The organism is Sulfurovum sp. TSL1, assembly GCF_019972135.1.
In the GTDB taxonomy this organism is placed as follows: Bacteria; Campylobacterota; Campylobacteria; order Campylobacterales; family Sulfurovaceae; genus Sulfurovum.
This window is the reverse complement of record NZ_BPFI01000002.1, coordinates 184559-198340: the sequence shown is the minus strand read 5'-3', so window position 1 is coordinate 198340 and position 13782 is coordinate 184559. Positions and strand designations below refer to the sequence as shown.

Here is a 13782-nt window from a genome sequence, read left to right as displayed (position 1 = left end):
CCAAAGTCTTAAAAGTTACTTTTCTCAAAATCTTATAAAATGTGCAATGTATAGCATATTTTATAAGGGAGATATCAACAACTTATTTTGAAAAGTGCTGATAGTCTTTCACATCGGACCAGTCGCCGCCCCACTCCCAGCCATATTTTTTAAATAGCAGAACGGCTTTATCACTGTTCAACAACACCGCTCTATCTTCGTAGGTAGACTTTTGATGCACCCTTTTCCTATAGATTTCAGAGGCTTTATGGGAGATATGCCCTTTTCTTGAAATATACGGATTCTCTATCGGGTTGATATCGATGGCTTTTCCGTAAGAGTGTTTGGACCATTTTTTACTCCCGGTTGCAGCCCGGCAATTAAATGCTGAAGTATTGTCTGACTCTATGGATTGCCAGTCACTCCCTTTATAGTCACTCACCAATCGCATTTTGTTGATAGGATACCCTGCTTTGTAAAGTGCTTCAAATATCTCTGTCACCTCAGCAGAGACCTCTTTATGCACGATGAGTTCACCCATCTGCTCTTCGCCATTGAAGTTGATATGTGTGATGCGTAAATAACGCAGGTCTCTTAAGGGTACAGGACAACCTGTTCTCCATGAGTCACCCTCTACCATTCTTTGTTCGATCTGAGGCGTGATCTGTGAAACCTGAGATTCAAATCCGGCGAAGGTTGCTACAGTGACAGTGAGTATTGTATAAAATATTCTTACCATATTTTTATTATAACGTATTGTATGATTTACCTTCGGTTTGTACCTATATGGTATATTTATAATAAAAATAACTATTTTAAGGATAGAACACCATGGAACAATTTAAAACCTATGCCCTAATGACGGGTCTTACTCTGCTATTTATCTGGTTTGGGGGGATGATAGGAGGACAGACCGGGATGATCATCGCATTCCTTGTCGCAGCGGGTATGAACTTTTATGCCTACTATTATAGTGATACACAGGTATTGAAACATTACCATGCCATACCTGTAGACCAACACTCTGCCACAGGACTCTATACCATTGTAGAGAGACTCACGCATCGTGCAAATTTACCGATGCCTGCACTCTACATCATTCCTGAAGCACAACCTAATGCATTTGCCACAGGTAGAGACTATGACCATGCTGCCGTGGCTGTCACTGAAGGGCTTTTAGATCTGATGACAGAAGAAGAAGTGGAAGCCGTGATCGCCCATGAACTCAGTCACATCAAACACTACGATATGCTTATAGGGACCGTTGCAGCGACCATTGCCGGAGCCATAGCGATGCTGGCACAGTTTGGTCTATTCTTTGGCGGGGACCGGGACAGACCTACGAACCCTCTTGTGATGATCGCATTGATGATCATCATGCCGCTTGCTGCCACAGTGATACAGATGACCGTAAGCCGTAACCGTGAATTTATGGCAGATGCAGGCGCAGCCAGAATGACAGGTCACCCAGAGTGGCTGCAGAGTGCTTTGGCTAAACTGGATAACTATGCCAGAGGCACTATGATGCATGATGCAGACCCGCAAACAGCACATATGTTCATCATCAATCCTTTTACAGGGAAAGATATGTCACTCAAACAACTCTTTAGTACACACCCAAGTACGGAACAGAGGATAGAGAGACTTGAAGCGTTAAAGTAATATAATAACTCTTAATGAAAGTGACAGAACCGTTTACTTTACAGACCATTTAAGAGAGTTTTGACCATGTCCCCATTTGCTATACAACTTATCAACGGATGCCTCATTTCAGACATCGAACAAGAAGACCAGAACAGTTTTCAGGCGCTCCAGCAATTGGGTGCCGTAGAAGAGGTGGACGGACTTTGGAAACTGAAGTCCATCTATCGTGTGGGAAGACTCTATATAGGTAAAGATGGCAAAGGGTATGTGGAAGCAGAGTTTAAAGAGCAAAGAGACCTGCTGATAGAACCTGATGATCTTCGGGGTGCAAAGCATGGAGATGTAGTCGTTGCCAAGCGCATCATCGCCAGACGCGGACGTGCCAGTGGTAAAGTACAGCTTGTTATAGAAAAAGCCTATCTTTTCACTATCGCTTATACCCATAGAGACGAATCGGGTAATTTCCTTATCCTCAACATCCGTACCGGGGAACCCACACATGCCGTGATGGAGGGTATGGACCTCAAGGCATTTAAACTGGGCACTGTATTGAAAGTAGATGTCGATAATGATAAAGTCCTTGAAGTCATGGGAACTTTGGATGACCCTAAAGTCGATGAAAAGATCTCTCTTGCACTCTATGAACGTGAAGATGAATTCCCGCCAGAGTGTGTTACGGATGCGCTGAAGGTTGAAGTGGAAGTCACCAAGGAGGAGCATCCTGACCGTGTGGATCTCACGCATCTTGATTTCTGTACCATTGACCCGGTGACTGCAAAAGATTTTGATGATGCTATCTATTTTGATATGGAAACCTATACACTTTATGTTGCCATAGCAGATGTCAGCCATTATGTGCCTTTCTTTAGCAACATTGACAAAGAGGCAAAAAAAAGAGGTTTCACCACGTACCTGCCACACAAATCTTTTCCCATGCTTCCTCGTGAACTCAGTGAAAATATCTGTTCCCTCAAACCTAAAGTCGACAGGCTTGCCTTTGTATCGAAGATAGCATTGGACAGGGCCACCCTAAAACCGTTAAAAGAAGAGTTCTTTGAAGCGATCATCCACTCAAAGCACCGTTTTAATTATGACAATATCGATGAGATATTGGAACATGGGACGGGGGGTGTCACTGATACCGTAGCCCAGATCTTGACATGGCTGCTCCCTTTACAGAAAATCACCGTCAGATTGCATAAGGAAAGACTCAAACACGGTTTTGACTTTAGGTCCGAAGAGACCAAGCTCACGATAGATGCTTCACATCTGCTGGTCAGTACAGAGATAGAAACAGGCACACCGTCACATTCACTTATAGAAGAGTGTATGCTTTTAGCCAACCAGGCAGCTGCCAAACGTTTTACAGGTGAAGGTGACAGCATCTTCCGGATACATGAACCACCACAACTCCTCAAGATAGAAGATTTACTGAGTGAACTGGCATCTATCGGTCTTTATGTTGAAGAGTATGAAGACTCACCTTCGCTTATACGTGCCATACAAAAAGAAGCAGCCAAAATGGGTCTTTCAGCAGAAGTGGACTCAATGATCATCAAATCCTTGAAACGTGCAAGTTACGCAGCATACAATGTAGGACATTTTGGACTGGGCTTTAGTCACTACAGTCACTTTACCTCACCGATACGTAGATACTCTGACCTGATTCTGCACCGTCTTATCAAAACACAACTATTTGATGAACCGGAAGAGGCAAGCTATCTGTTAAGAAACATCGAGCCGCTCTGTGCAAGGGTCAGTGATCTTGAAAGAGAAGCGACCAAGGCAGAATGGGACTTTAGAGACCGAAAATTCGCACGTTGGGCAGCCACACACATGGGGGAGATCTTCGAAGCGGAGGTTGTCGAAGCGGAAGAGAGTGCCAAAGCAGTGCTCTTAGGCGAGATCAAAGGGGTCACCGTACATCTCAGGGGTGACAATGTGATGCTTTTTGATAAAATAAGAGTCAAGATCAATGAAGTCAATATCCCACAGGCCATCATCATGGTCGAATTTGTTGAAAAACTGAGTAAAGATGAAATGGAATTAGTGTAATGTACCAAAGGGAATTTGACCAGAAACTCAAGCAGGCTTTTCCGAAGGCTGTCTTGTTCTATGGTGAAAATGACTACCTCATAGACCATTACATTGATCTCTATATTAAAAAAACCGATGCCAAAGAGAGTATGCTCACACTCTACCACGACGAATGGGACTTTGAACAGGCAAAGAACTTTCTCTCCCAAACCTCTCTGTTCGGAGGAACGAATCTGGTCGTGGTCAAACATGATAAAAAAATACCCAAAAAAGAACTTGATACCCTCATAGAACTTGCCAACAAAAGTGAAGACAACTACTTCCTTTACGCGTATACAGGCGCTCCCAAAGATGCAAAGAGTATGCAGTCGGCCTTCAGTGAGAAAAAAGGCGGGGTATGGGTACGATTCTTCGAACCGAACATACGTGACGGTATCGCGATGCTGCAGCAAAAAGCCCAGCAGATACAGCTTGACATTGACCACTATGCCCTGCAGCACCTTATGCTCATACTCAATAACAACTTGGCACTTTGTGCCAATGAACTGGATAAGCTTGCCATTCTGGGCATCAAAGTGACAAGTAAAGACATTGACAGACTTGTCTACTCTACTGCACCTCTGGCAACAGAACAGCTGCTCATAGACCTTTTTAACAAAAAACCTATTACGGCAACCATTACCAAACTGCTTGAGTTGGGAGAAGATGAAGCTTCACTGCTTCGCTCCACACAATATTTTGTCAATCAGATCTTCCTCTTTCATGCCTATATCAAACTCCATGGACATGTAGATTCAGCAGCAATACTGGGCTATAAACTACCCAAACAGATAGAAGAACAAAAAGCACAGTTGGCCTTGCGTGTCAAATCAGCGGCATTGCTGAAAATATTTGAACATTTACTGGAGAGTGAAATACTCATCAAAAAAGCACCGGCTACACAAAAAGAGGTATTGGTCTACAGTATGCTGATCAAACTGCAGGGATATCTGTAAAGTTATTTTTTGTTTAATTTTGAAAAAATTTAATAGGTTAAGATTTTTAATAAGTTGTATTTAGATTTGAGGGTTTGAGTAAAAGAAGCTACATCGGTAGCTGACTGCACTCATCTCTCAAAGATGAATGCAAATCATTACAAAGATGACCTATTAAGAGAAGAGTTCTCTCATGACACCGCCAAACCACTCTCTGGTGGCTTTTGCGGTACCTTTAGAACGGAATTTACCGCCACCGTCATTTGGCTTAGGAACATTACCTGTACCTAGCAGTTTACCACTTTCATCGGCTGTGAACGTATGTGTAACCATGATCGCTTCTTCCGGTTTGCTTCCTACCATTGAGTAACATACATTGGCCGCTTTAGCCGGAAGGCCTTCTTTAGGATCATTTACCCTAGAGTTCAGTTGATCTGAGATCTGCCCTGCTGCTCTGTGGGCTGTCCAGATAGCTGTCTGTCCACTTGCTGGGATCGCATGACTTACAGCATCTCCGACCACGTAAATGTTTGAATCCGTTTTAGATCTGAAGCTATACCCGTCCATCATAGCAAATCCTGCGCCATCTACTTCAATGCCGGCCATGGCAACGACAGGGGAACATTTGTTAATAGGTATAAGGTTACACACTTCATATTTCTCCGTCTTTGTTACACCTTGTTCATCAACTTCATCCTCAAACACTTTGTATGTAATTGTTTTTTTAGCTGTATCGACATCAATGACCTCAGTTAACCCATGGTACTCAATGATATCCGGGAATAGATCGTTCCAAGACTCCTGAAATGCCTTACCTTTGGCAAAATTACCGTTTCTTGTATCCAGTACGATCACTTTCCCTTCTATACCTTCATTCTTCATATAATTCGCTAACATCGCTGTTCTCTCATACGGTGCCGGAGGACATCTGTATTTCCCACTTGCCGGCGGTACGATGATCACATTGCCATCATCCATATTCTCAAGTTGACGTTTCAGTGCAATGTGTTCATTACCTGGCATCAAGGCAGCCGGACAAGCTTGTGATACTTCTGCGATTTTTTCTGCTGACCAGGCGGGGAATTGCTTTTCATAATCATAGGCGATACCCGGAGAAAGGACAAGAATATCATAAGCGATATCACCAGTAGTCGTTGCAACCGTTTTTGATTTTCTATCGATATCCGTTACTGTCGCATGCACAAAATTATACGCATACTTCGCAGCCGGCTGATAATAGTCACCTACCAAAGTGTCTAAACTTACCCCATCCAGACCGCCAAGCAGTGTATTGGAAAAAGGACAAGCCATGAAGATATTGTTTTTTTCGATCACGGTTACTTCAATATTTTCATCTTTCTTTCTCAGTGCTTTGGCTATAGTCAATCCCCCAAAACCTCCACCTACGATCACAACCGATTTACCCGTTGTCTTTTTTGCGGCTGCTTTTTTCTCGCTTGCTACTGCCATACTCGGCATCGCTGCAACAGCTGCAGCAACACCGGCAAGCTTAAACGTATCTCTTCTATTCATTGCCATAATGTCTCCTCTTAGAATGGTATTTTAAACACTTTACCTAACGTAAAGTGTTTCCATTATGACAAATTTTTACTTTAATTCAACTATTTTGAAGATGATAATGAATAATTTTGAAGACATAACAAAAAACTACATTCAAATTTGGATCCCACAACGATAAATATGATGTTGTGTATCCTCCTCTTATAGCTTGCGTTTACAGTCGGATGATGTCAGCAGAAAAATTTTTGAGTGGCTGTACTTTTGCTTCTTCTTTTGTAAGTTTTTTCGCTTTTCTTCTGTTCCCGTAGAACTTTTGAAACTCGTCTTTAAATGCATCAAAGTAATCCTGGAACTTCACCGGACCCAATACTGCAACTGCCCAGATGTTATCTTCTGCATCCACTTCCAAAATAATAGATGCCAAACCTTGAGCAGCCGGTCCGCCTACGACTTTCCCCCCTTGTTTAGGTTCAAATCTCGACAAATGTGACATACATACAAATGAACCACCCTTGTAAGCTTTTGTTGTACCTTTTTCCTCAATATAATGGAACATACTCATCTCAGGCTGAGGATGTGTCAACTGATGGGGACAGATAGCAGAATAGGCAACGATCGTACCCTTCTCACCTACGCCTCCTCTATAGATATATTTCGTACCATCTTCTGCTGTGAGTTCAATATCTTTTTCTGCCGGTGAAGTAAGATTGACCATGATAGCCGGTGTCCCCACATACGGATAATTGAATACATAATTTTCCTCAACTACCAATGCAGAGGCTTTGATAGGATTTCCTTCAGCGTCTTTCAGTCGTACTTTTTCAAAAGGTTGAAACAGACTTCCGTCTTCGGCATAAAGTCTTTGAGTAATCAATGATGGAGCAATGGCCACTGCCAGAGCTGACGTAGCTGATAACCTTAAAAAATTTCTTCTTTCCATGATGTCTACCTTGTATAATAAATTTACTTTATTACATCATACAAAAAAACTTATTAACCTTACGTTTACTGTGCCTAAAAAAGATGAAAATAACGCTCTAATGTGCAGCTAAGAAATAATATAGTAAACTATCGCTTCCAAAATTCTTGCTCATTTTTGGACAGCTCTCTTCACATCAGTGAATGATACAGCTGTATACATGGGCTATTAAACCAAAAGGAAACAATATGACTTGTTATGAAACACTGTTTGTAGTCAAACCTACACTTACAGAAGAAGAGATTGCAGCACAAATTGCGAAAGTAAAAGATGTTCTTGCTAAAGAAGGTGCCGAGCTAGTTGCTACCAATGACATGGGTATGAGAAAACTTGCATACCAAGTAGAAAAACATAACAGAGGTTACTATACTGTTCTTTTCTATAAAGCAGCAGGTGCAACGATCCAAGAGCTTGAGAGAAACCTTAAGATCAATGAAGATATCATTAAGTTTTTAACTGTGAAGTATACTAAAAACAAAGAGATCGCACAGTTTGATAAACTTGTAGCAGAAGCGAACAAAGGTACTACAGCTGCAGCAGAGACAAAAGCACCTGAAGCGACAGAAACAGCAGAAGCGACAGAAGCATAATCAACTATAGATTAGGAGCCACCTTATGTACAACAAGATCATTTTAGCAGGAAACCTCACTAGAGATATTGAGATTAAATATACACAAAGTGGAAGTGCTATCGGTAACACTGCCATCGCAACTTCACGTAAATTCAAATCTTCAACTGGTGAACAAAAAGAAGAAGTACTCTTTATAGACCTTACTTTTTTTGGTAGAACTGCTGAAATTGCAAATCAGTACTTACGTAAAGGTAGCAAAGTTTTAGTAGACGGAAGATTGAAACTAGATCAGTGGACAGCACAAGATGGAAGCAAAAGAAGTAGACACTCAGTCACAGTGGAAAACCTTCAAATGCTAGGAGGGAAAGACGAAGCAGCACCTATGGGTGATAATGGATATGGTCAAGGTGGACCATCAGAGTATGATACCCCATCACATGACAACTATAGCCAACCTGCACCGTCTGCTCCGAAAGCTGCACCGCAACCTACGTCAAATATTCCAGAAATTGACATCAATGAAGATGAAATACCGTTTTAAAATATAACAAAATGCAAATGTAAATAACTCATATCATATCTCCTATTTCAAGGAAAGTATACGTTATTTACACTTTTTCAACTCCTTTCCATTTTATGCTATAATGTGTAACAAGAAAAATGGAAATAAATATGACACCCTATTACATTAAAAAAGTATTGTTTTCTAGTGGAGAAAGATTCCCAATGTTAATTGAGAAAGAAAGTGGTATGCCTGATTATTGGAGCACTGTTTTTTCAATTACACAGCATAGATCAAAAAGTGATGCCGTAAACACAATTGAGCAGGTCTTACGCTCATTAATGCTGTTAAAGATTTTTTTGAAGAATTACAGTCTTGAGGGGATAGACCTGAAGAAAAGACTCCAAAAAGGAATGATTCTTCATCTGCATGAGATTGAAAGTCTCTGCGATACATGCAAGCTGCCACTCAAAGAGATTTGTGCGGATATCGCTGTACCCCAGAAGTCAAAGCAGTCTATCAATACTCGCTCTTTAGAAAAATTCCGTTCCACCACTTCCAAGAAACAAATCATTACAATAAGTTCTGATGCCACAGGAAATCGTATTAGGGTGATCAGGAATTTTTTAGTATGGATGGCCAATATTCATATGGCAAAACTTCCTGAACAAGATATGAGATTCATGTTACTTAAAGATGCAAAAGACTTTCTTGAATCCACTCTGAATTCAAGAATCCCGGGGACTTCACATAATTCATCAGAAAATGCACCAATGGGATTATCTGAAGAAGCCATTGCCAAACTCTTTGAAGTGATTGATCGAGGTTCACCTTATAATCCATGGACAAATAATTTCACAAAGATCCGAAATGAGTTGCTCATTTTGTGGCTGTATCAGTTCGGTATCAGAAGAAGTGAACTTCTAGGTCTCAAGATATCAGATCTTGATTTCAGATCAGAGACATTTAATATTGTACGTCGCCCCGATGACCCGGAAGACCCTAGGCTTAATCAGCCTACCCAAAAAACACACGGACGTAAAATTGCCATGCCAAAGAAAATAGTCAGACTGACACTTGATTATATCACCAAGCATCGAACAGTTCTAGCGAAAGCGAATAAACATGAGTTTTTATTTGTTGCATCCAAGACAGGTGCAGCTATGAGTCTGGATACCGTGAACAAAGTCTTTTCAAAATTGAAAAAGACTTATCCTGATATATTTGCAAACTTAACACCTCATATACTCAGACATACATGGAATGACAATTTTTCTGCTTTAATGGATGAAAGAAATGAATCCGAAGCGAAAGAGCAGAAGATGCGTTCATACCTAATGGGATGGGATGAAACATCAGGTAGTGCGGAAACATATACAAAGCGTCATGTTCAGCGTAAAGCCAACGAGTCGATATTAGAAATGGATAATAATTTTCCTCAAGAGGAAGATCTACCTGACTGGGCTAAAGAATGAAAAATACACCTCACCATCAAACCGGACACTTTCTCTCCAAAGCCAAAACAAAAAATGACCTGATATTTGATCCAAACGATGATGTTTGGATATTTAACGATATCTCCAATACATATAGATTAGACTTTAACACGTTACATATTTCGAAGTGCAGAATCTATGGTCTCAAACGAACATTTGTTTGGTATCTAGAAAACAATTCGCTCGGTCATACAGATAATATGTTTCGCTTTATAAAACTACTACTGGAATACTTATATGAATTGTCAGGTGATAAAATAATATTGATAACATCATCAGACCTAATAAATTACAAAAGTACTCTAACTACTAAACGTGAGTGGTATTTAGGATATTTATCTGGTTTCTTAAAGAAATGGTATAAAATGGGCTTCATAGGGCTCTCCAAGGATGCTTATAATTATTTGCTTGAAACTACTTTTAAAGGAGCGGAAAAAGGTAAAGCCGTCTTAACTATGGATCCATATGATGGTCCCTTTACCGATCTAGAACTTGAAGGCATTCAAGCAGCCATCAATAATGCTTACGCCAAAGGAAATATCTCACAAGCAGATTTTCTTCTTGTCTGGCTCTTAATGGTCTACGGATCCCGACCTATACAATTTGTGCAATTAAAGGTCTGTGATCTGCTTGTAGCAAAAAGGAAAGACAGATCAGAAGAATACATCATCCGCATTCCAAGAGCTAAAAATAGAATGAAATTCCGCTCGGAGTTTAAGGAGCGTATCATTCCTCCATCATTAGGGAAAGTGCTTTTTTCATACGGCGAACAAGTTAAAAATAATTTTATCGGGATTTTAGATGATCCAAGTCAGGCTCCCCTTTTCCCGGCCAAAGAAGAAAAACGTTCAGGATTACTGGCATATCATTTACATGCTGATGAAATAACAGACACGATTCAAAAAATCATAGATGGTTTAGATCTGAAATCGGAAAGAACTGAAGAAAAGCTTCATATCACTTCAACTCGATTCCGGTATACAATAGGTACAAGAGCTGCATCTGAAGGGCATGGCGAACTGATCATCGCTGAGATACTTGACCATAAAGATACCCAAAATGCAGGAGTATACACTGCATCCACTCCTGAGATAATTAAACGAATCGATAAAGCCATGGCATTACACATGGCTCCCATAGCACAAGCATTTGCAGGTATTTTGTTTGTTGACAAATCAAAAGCAACACGTGCAGATGATCCAACAAGCGACATTATTGATCCAAGCATCGATAGTGAATGCAGAGCGATGGGAAAATGTGGTAGTTTCGGATTTTGTGGGCTGTTCGCACCTCTTGCCTGTTACACTTGCAGTAGTTTTCAGGCATGGGATGATGGTCCACATGAACAGCTTCTTATAAATCTTCTGAAGGAGCGTGAAAGATTAATGAAAATAACCGATTACAGAATTGCCAGCATTAATGATAAAACCATCTTTGCAGTTGCACAGGTAGTTGTAGAATGCGACCAAATTAAAGCACAAAACAGACGGAAATCAACACAATGAATGAATTCATTCAATTTGAACCAATCGAGACATCGAGTTCACAAGAAAATCTAGATAAGTTCATTGCTGTGTGTAGAGATGATATTACTGTTTTTGGAACAGATCTTTCCTTTGATAAAAATGTGTGGGATATTACCCCTTATGTCCAACAGAAAGCTCAAACAAAACGTATTTCTGTAGTTTTTACAACGCATAAGTTTGCTTCTGCAAATAAAAGTGGAACTAAAGCGACCCATGAAAATATCAGTCCAATGCAAGAGCCCTTCTTAAGTTTTGCCAAGTCGTATTTTAGATATAAGTTTGGGCTCAATTCTTTCAAATCTCCTGGAAACCTATTAGAGCCTTTAAGGATTATAGAAGAGGCGCTTATTCAAATCACAGGAACCGCAAATACAAATGCTATTGACAACTATGTCTTGGACAAGGCTGCAAATATCACAAAAACCTCTTATTCTAAAGGGAGAGCATATCGTATTGGCGGAACATTAGAAAATATTGGAAAATTTCTCTCTATGAAGCGCTTGACAAAAATACAAATTGATTGGAAAAACCCCATCAAACGTCCAGAGAGTGGTTCTCGAGTCGGGAAAGAAGCCGATGACAAGAGAAACAAAAAGATGCCCTCAGAAGCTGGCTTAGAAGCAATACCAGAAATATTCAACAAGGCCATCACACCTTATGAAAAACTGACAACCTCCCTAATTTCTCTATTGATCTGTGCACCAAACCGTATTAACGAAGTATTTCTATTGCCATATAATTGTGAAGTAACGCAAAAAGATAAGGATGGTACTGAACAATATGGCCTAAGATGGTTTCCCTCAAAAGGTGCAGCCCCTATGATCAAATGGATTATTCCTTCAATGGTTCATGTTGCACAAGAAGCAATCAATAGAATTAAGACAGTTACCAAACAAGCCAGAGAGGTTGCTAAGTGGTATGAGAATAATCCAGGCAAGCTGTATCTCCCTGAAGAACTCGAATACTTAAGGGGTACTGTCCTAAGCACCACAGAAGTTTCATATATTATATTTGGTAAAGATATTACAGATAACAATCTTACACGTCGTAAACAGATTACAGCATCATGGATAAACCAGAAATCCGTACCCTACTCAAGAAATGGAAATAAACTCGTCGTTCACTTTTCTGATCTTGAAAAAGTAGTACTTACTCTCCTGCCAGAAAGATTTCCCTACTTGAATGAAGAAATAGGTTTGAAGTTTTCAGAGGCACTTGTTCTTCAAATGACTAATGAGTATCATAGTAAAAAAGGTACTCTTATCCCTACTATAAATACTGTCCGCATGGATATAGTTACTGATGCTTTAAAAAACAGAGGGAACCTCTCTTCACTATTTGATCGTTTTGACTATAAAGAGAGTAATGGCATCTCAATAAAGATGACATCACATCAATTCAGGCACTACTTAAATACGCTCGCACAAAAAGGTGGGCTGAGTCAGCTAGACATTGCTAAATGGTCTGGACGGATCGACATTCATCAAAACCAGGTATATGACCATGTTAGTGCAGATGAGATGTTAGAAATGGTCCGTGATGCAATAGGAGATGAAAATGCGATGAAAGGCCCTCTCTCCAATATTGAGGATATTAAAAAGAAGGTCGTTATTTCACGTGATGAATACGCTAGACTAAAAGTGAGAACAGCCCATGTAACAGAGGTAGGTGTATGTATACACGACTTTACCATGACTCCGTGCGAACATCACGGAAATTGTATGGGATGTATTGAACATTTATGCATGAAAGGCGACAAGGTAAGAACTGAAAGAATCAAAGAGATGAAGAAGGATACTGAAGGCTTTCTGATAACTGCTAAAAATGCGCAAAAAGAATCTTATTTTGGAGCAAACAGATGGGTAGAATCTCACACTAGGTTTCTGGAAATTCTGAAAAGTACTTGTGATATTTTGGATGATCCAACTGTACCAGATGGTTCATTAATACAGCTTTCTAATATTCAAATGGCATCACCGATTGAACAAGCCTGCTTAAGAAGAAATGAAATAAATACAATTGAACACGATGATACTGACTCTGGAACCGTCAATTTAGATGAAATGAAAAAACTGTTAGAAGATATGGGAGACAAAAAATGACACATAAGGCAAAACGGGAACGCTCAAAAAACTTGAATGATGACAGTATTGAGAAAATTGTAGAAATTCTTGATGGTTGGTCAAAAAAATTAACATGGGATGATCTAATTAATGAAATTGATTTTCGGTTAAAAGAACGCTACACTAGGCAGACACTCGCCAAACATGCTCGTATAAAGTCCGCTTTCAACCTCACTAAAAAAAGGATTTCAGCCCGAGGAAATCATAAAAGTACTAGTTCAGTCGAGGTTGAAGTTCTGATACAACAAATTGAAAGAGTTGAGGCAGAAAATGCAAGACTGAAAAAAGAAAACCAAGACTTACTCGCACAATTTTCTCGATGGTCTTACAACTCTTATTTAAAAGGTGTGACAGAAGATGAGCTTGACAAGCCGTTACCAATGGTCGACAGAAGATAAACGAAAAATTAGGTTTTAAAAATATTATTTC

General features: G+C 40.0%; 12 protein-coding genes. 9 read left to right on the top strand and 3 right to left on the bottom strand.

Annotated elements, in window-relative coordinates; all coding sequences use genetic code 11:
* Positions 1 to 82 precede the first annotated feature (82 nt).
* Positions 83 to 718, bottom strand: a complete 636-nt coding sequence (locus LDM98_RS09885; RefSeq protein ID WP_223899241.1) for a M15 family metallopeptidase — start codon at positions 716 to 718, stop codon at positions 83 to 85.
* 92 nt (positions 719 to 810) lie between these two features.
* Here LDM98_RS09885 and htpX point away from each other — a divergent pair, with 92 nt between their 5' ends.
* From htpX to holA, 3 genes are all read left to right on the top strand, one after another.
* Positions 811 to 1641 (top strand): zinc metalloprotease HtpX, encoded by an 831-nt coding sequence (gene htpX, locus LDM98_RS09880; protein ID WP_223899240.1) that lies wholly within the window; start codon positions 811 to 813, stop codon positions 1639 to 1641.
* Between the two features lie 66 nt (positions 1642 to 1707).
* On the top strand, positions 1708 to 3678 hold the full coding sequence (locus LDM98_RS09875; RefSeq protein ID WP_223899239.1) for a ribonuclease R family protein: 1971 nt from the start codon (positions 1708 to 1710) through the stop codon (positions 3676 to 3678).
* Positions 3678 to 4655, top strand: coding sequence for a DNA polymerase III subunit delta (holA, locus tag LDM98_RS09870; protein WP_223899238.1), 978 nt, complete (start codon positions 3678 to 3680; stop codon positions 4653 to 4655). Before LDM98_RS09875 ends, holA begins: the two co-directional genes overlap by 1 nt.
* Before the next feature lie 153 nt (positions 4656 to 4808).
* Here holA and LDM98_RS09865 read toward each other — a convergent pair whose 3' ends face one another.
* A complete protein-coding gene (locus tag LDM98_RS09865) occupies positions 4809 to 6173 on the bottom strand; it encodes an FAD/NAD(P)-binding oxidoreductase (RefSeq protein ID WP_223899237.1) in 1365 nt (454 codons plus the stop codon).
* 196 nt (positions 6174 to 6369) lie between these two features.
* Positions 6370 to 7095 carry a Rieske 2Fe-2S domain-containing protein gene (locus LDM98_RS09860; RefSeq protein WP_223899236.1) on the bottom strand — a complete coding sequence of 242 codons (726 nt, stop codon included), beginning with the start codon at positions 7093 to 7095 and terminating at the stop codon, positions 6370 to 6372.
* Between the two features lie 227 nt (positions 7096 to 7322).
* Here LDM98_RS09860 and rpsF point away from each other — a divergent pair, with 227 nt between their 5' ends.
* From rpsF to LDM98_RS09830, 6 genes are all read left to right on the top strand, one after another.
* The gene (gene rpsF / locus LDM98_RS09855) at positions 7323 to 7724 is read left to right on the top strand and encodes a 30S ribosomal protein S6 (protein WP_223899235.1); all 402 of its coding nucleotides are present in this window, start codon (positions 7323 to 7325) and stop codon (positions 7722 to 7724) included.
* 25 nt (positions 7725 to 7749) lie between these two features.
* The gene (locus LDM98_RS09850) at positions 7750 to 8247 is read left to right on the top strand and encodes a single-stranded DNA-binding protein (RefSeq protein ID WP_223899234.1); all 498 of its coding nucleotides are present in this window, start codon (positions 7750 to 7752) and stop codon (positions 8245 to 8247) included.
* Positions 8248 to 8567: 320 nt separating this feature from the next.
* Positions 8568 to 9683 (top strand): site-specific integrase, encoded by a 1116-nt coding sequence (locus LDM98_RS09845; RefSeq protein WP_223899233.1) that lies wholly within the window; start codon positions 8568 to 8570, stop codon positions 9681 to 9683.
* Entirely contained in the window at positions 9680 to 11209 is a 1530-nt protein-coding gene (locus LDM98_RS09840) for a site-specific integrase (RefSeq protein ID WP_223899232.1), read from the top strand. Before LDM98_RS09845 ends, LDM98_RS09840 begins: the two co-directional genes overlap by 4 nt.
* Positions 11206 to 13332 (top strand): hypothetical protein, encoded by a 2127-nt coding sequence (locus tag LDM98_RS09835; RefSeq protein ID WP_223899231.1) that lies wholly within the window; start codon positions 11206 to 11208, stop codon positions 13330 to 13332. The genes LDM98_RS09840 and LDM98_RS09835 overlap by 4 nt, the downstream gene beginning before the upstream one ends.
* Positions 13329 to 13751 (top strand): hypothetical protein, encoded by a 423-nt coding sequence (locus LDM98_RS09830; RefSeq protein WP_223899230.1) that lies wholly within the window; start codon positions 13329 to 13331, stop codon positions 13749 to 13751. Before LDM98_RS09835 ends, LDM98_RS09830 begins: the two co-directional genes overlap by 4 nt.
* Positions 13752 to 13782: the final 31 nt, after the last annotated feature.

Bases quoted from the DNA above. Each gene is read 5' to 3' on its own strand.
- LDM98_RS09835 (WP_223899231.1), top strand. From the start codon at position 11,206: ATGAATGAATTCATTCAATTTGAACCAATCGAGACATCGAGTTCACAA.
- LDM98_RS09885 (WP_223899241.1), bottom strand. From the start codon at position 718: ATGGTAAGAATATTTTATACAATACTCACTGTCACTGTAGCAACCTTC.
- holA (WP_223899238.1), top strand. From the start codon at position 3,678: ATGTACCAAAGGGAATTTGACCAGAAACTCAAGCAGGCTTTTCCGAAG.
- LDM98_RS09850 (WP_223899234.1), top strand. From the start codon at position 7,750: ATGTACAACAAGATCATTTTAGCAGGAAACCTCACTAGAGATATTGAG.
- LDM98_RS09865 (WP_223899237.1), bottom strand. From the start codon at position 6,173: ATGGCAATGAATAGAAGAGATACGTTTAAGCTTGCCGGTGTTGCTGCA.
- rpsF (WP_223899235.1), top strand. From the start codon at position 7,323: ATGACTTGTTATGAAACACTGTTTGTAGTCAAACCTACACTTACAGAA.
- LDM98_RS09860 (WP_223899236.1), bottom strand. From the start codon at position 7,095: ATGGAAAGAAGAAATTTTTTAAGGTTATCAGCTACGTCAGCTCTGGCA.
- LDM98_RS09840 (WP_223899232.1), top strand. From the start codon at position 9,680: ATGAAAAATACACCTCACCATCAAACCGGACACTTTCTCTCCAAAGCC.
- htpX (WP_223899240.1), top strand. From the start codon at position 811: ATGGAACAATTTAAAACCTATGCCCTAATGACGGGTCTTACTCTGCTA.
- LDM98_RS09875 (WP_223899239.1), top strand. From the start codon at position 1,708: ATGTCCCCATTTGCTATACAACTTATCAACGGATGCCTCATTTCAGAC.
- LDM98_RS09830 (WP_223899230.1), top strand. From the start codon at position 13,329: ATGACACATAAGGCAAAACGGGAACGCTCAAAAAACTTGAATGATGAC.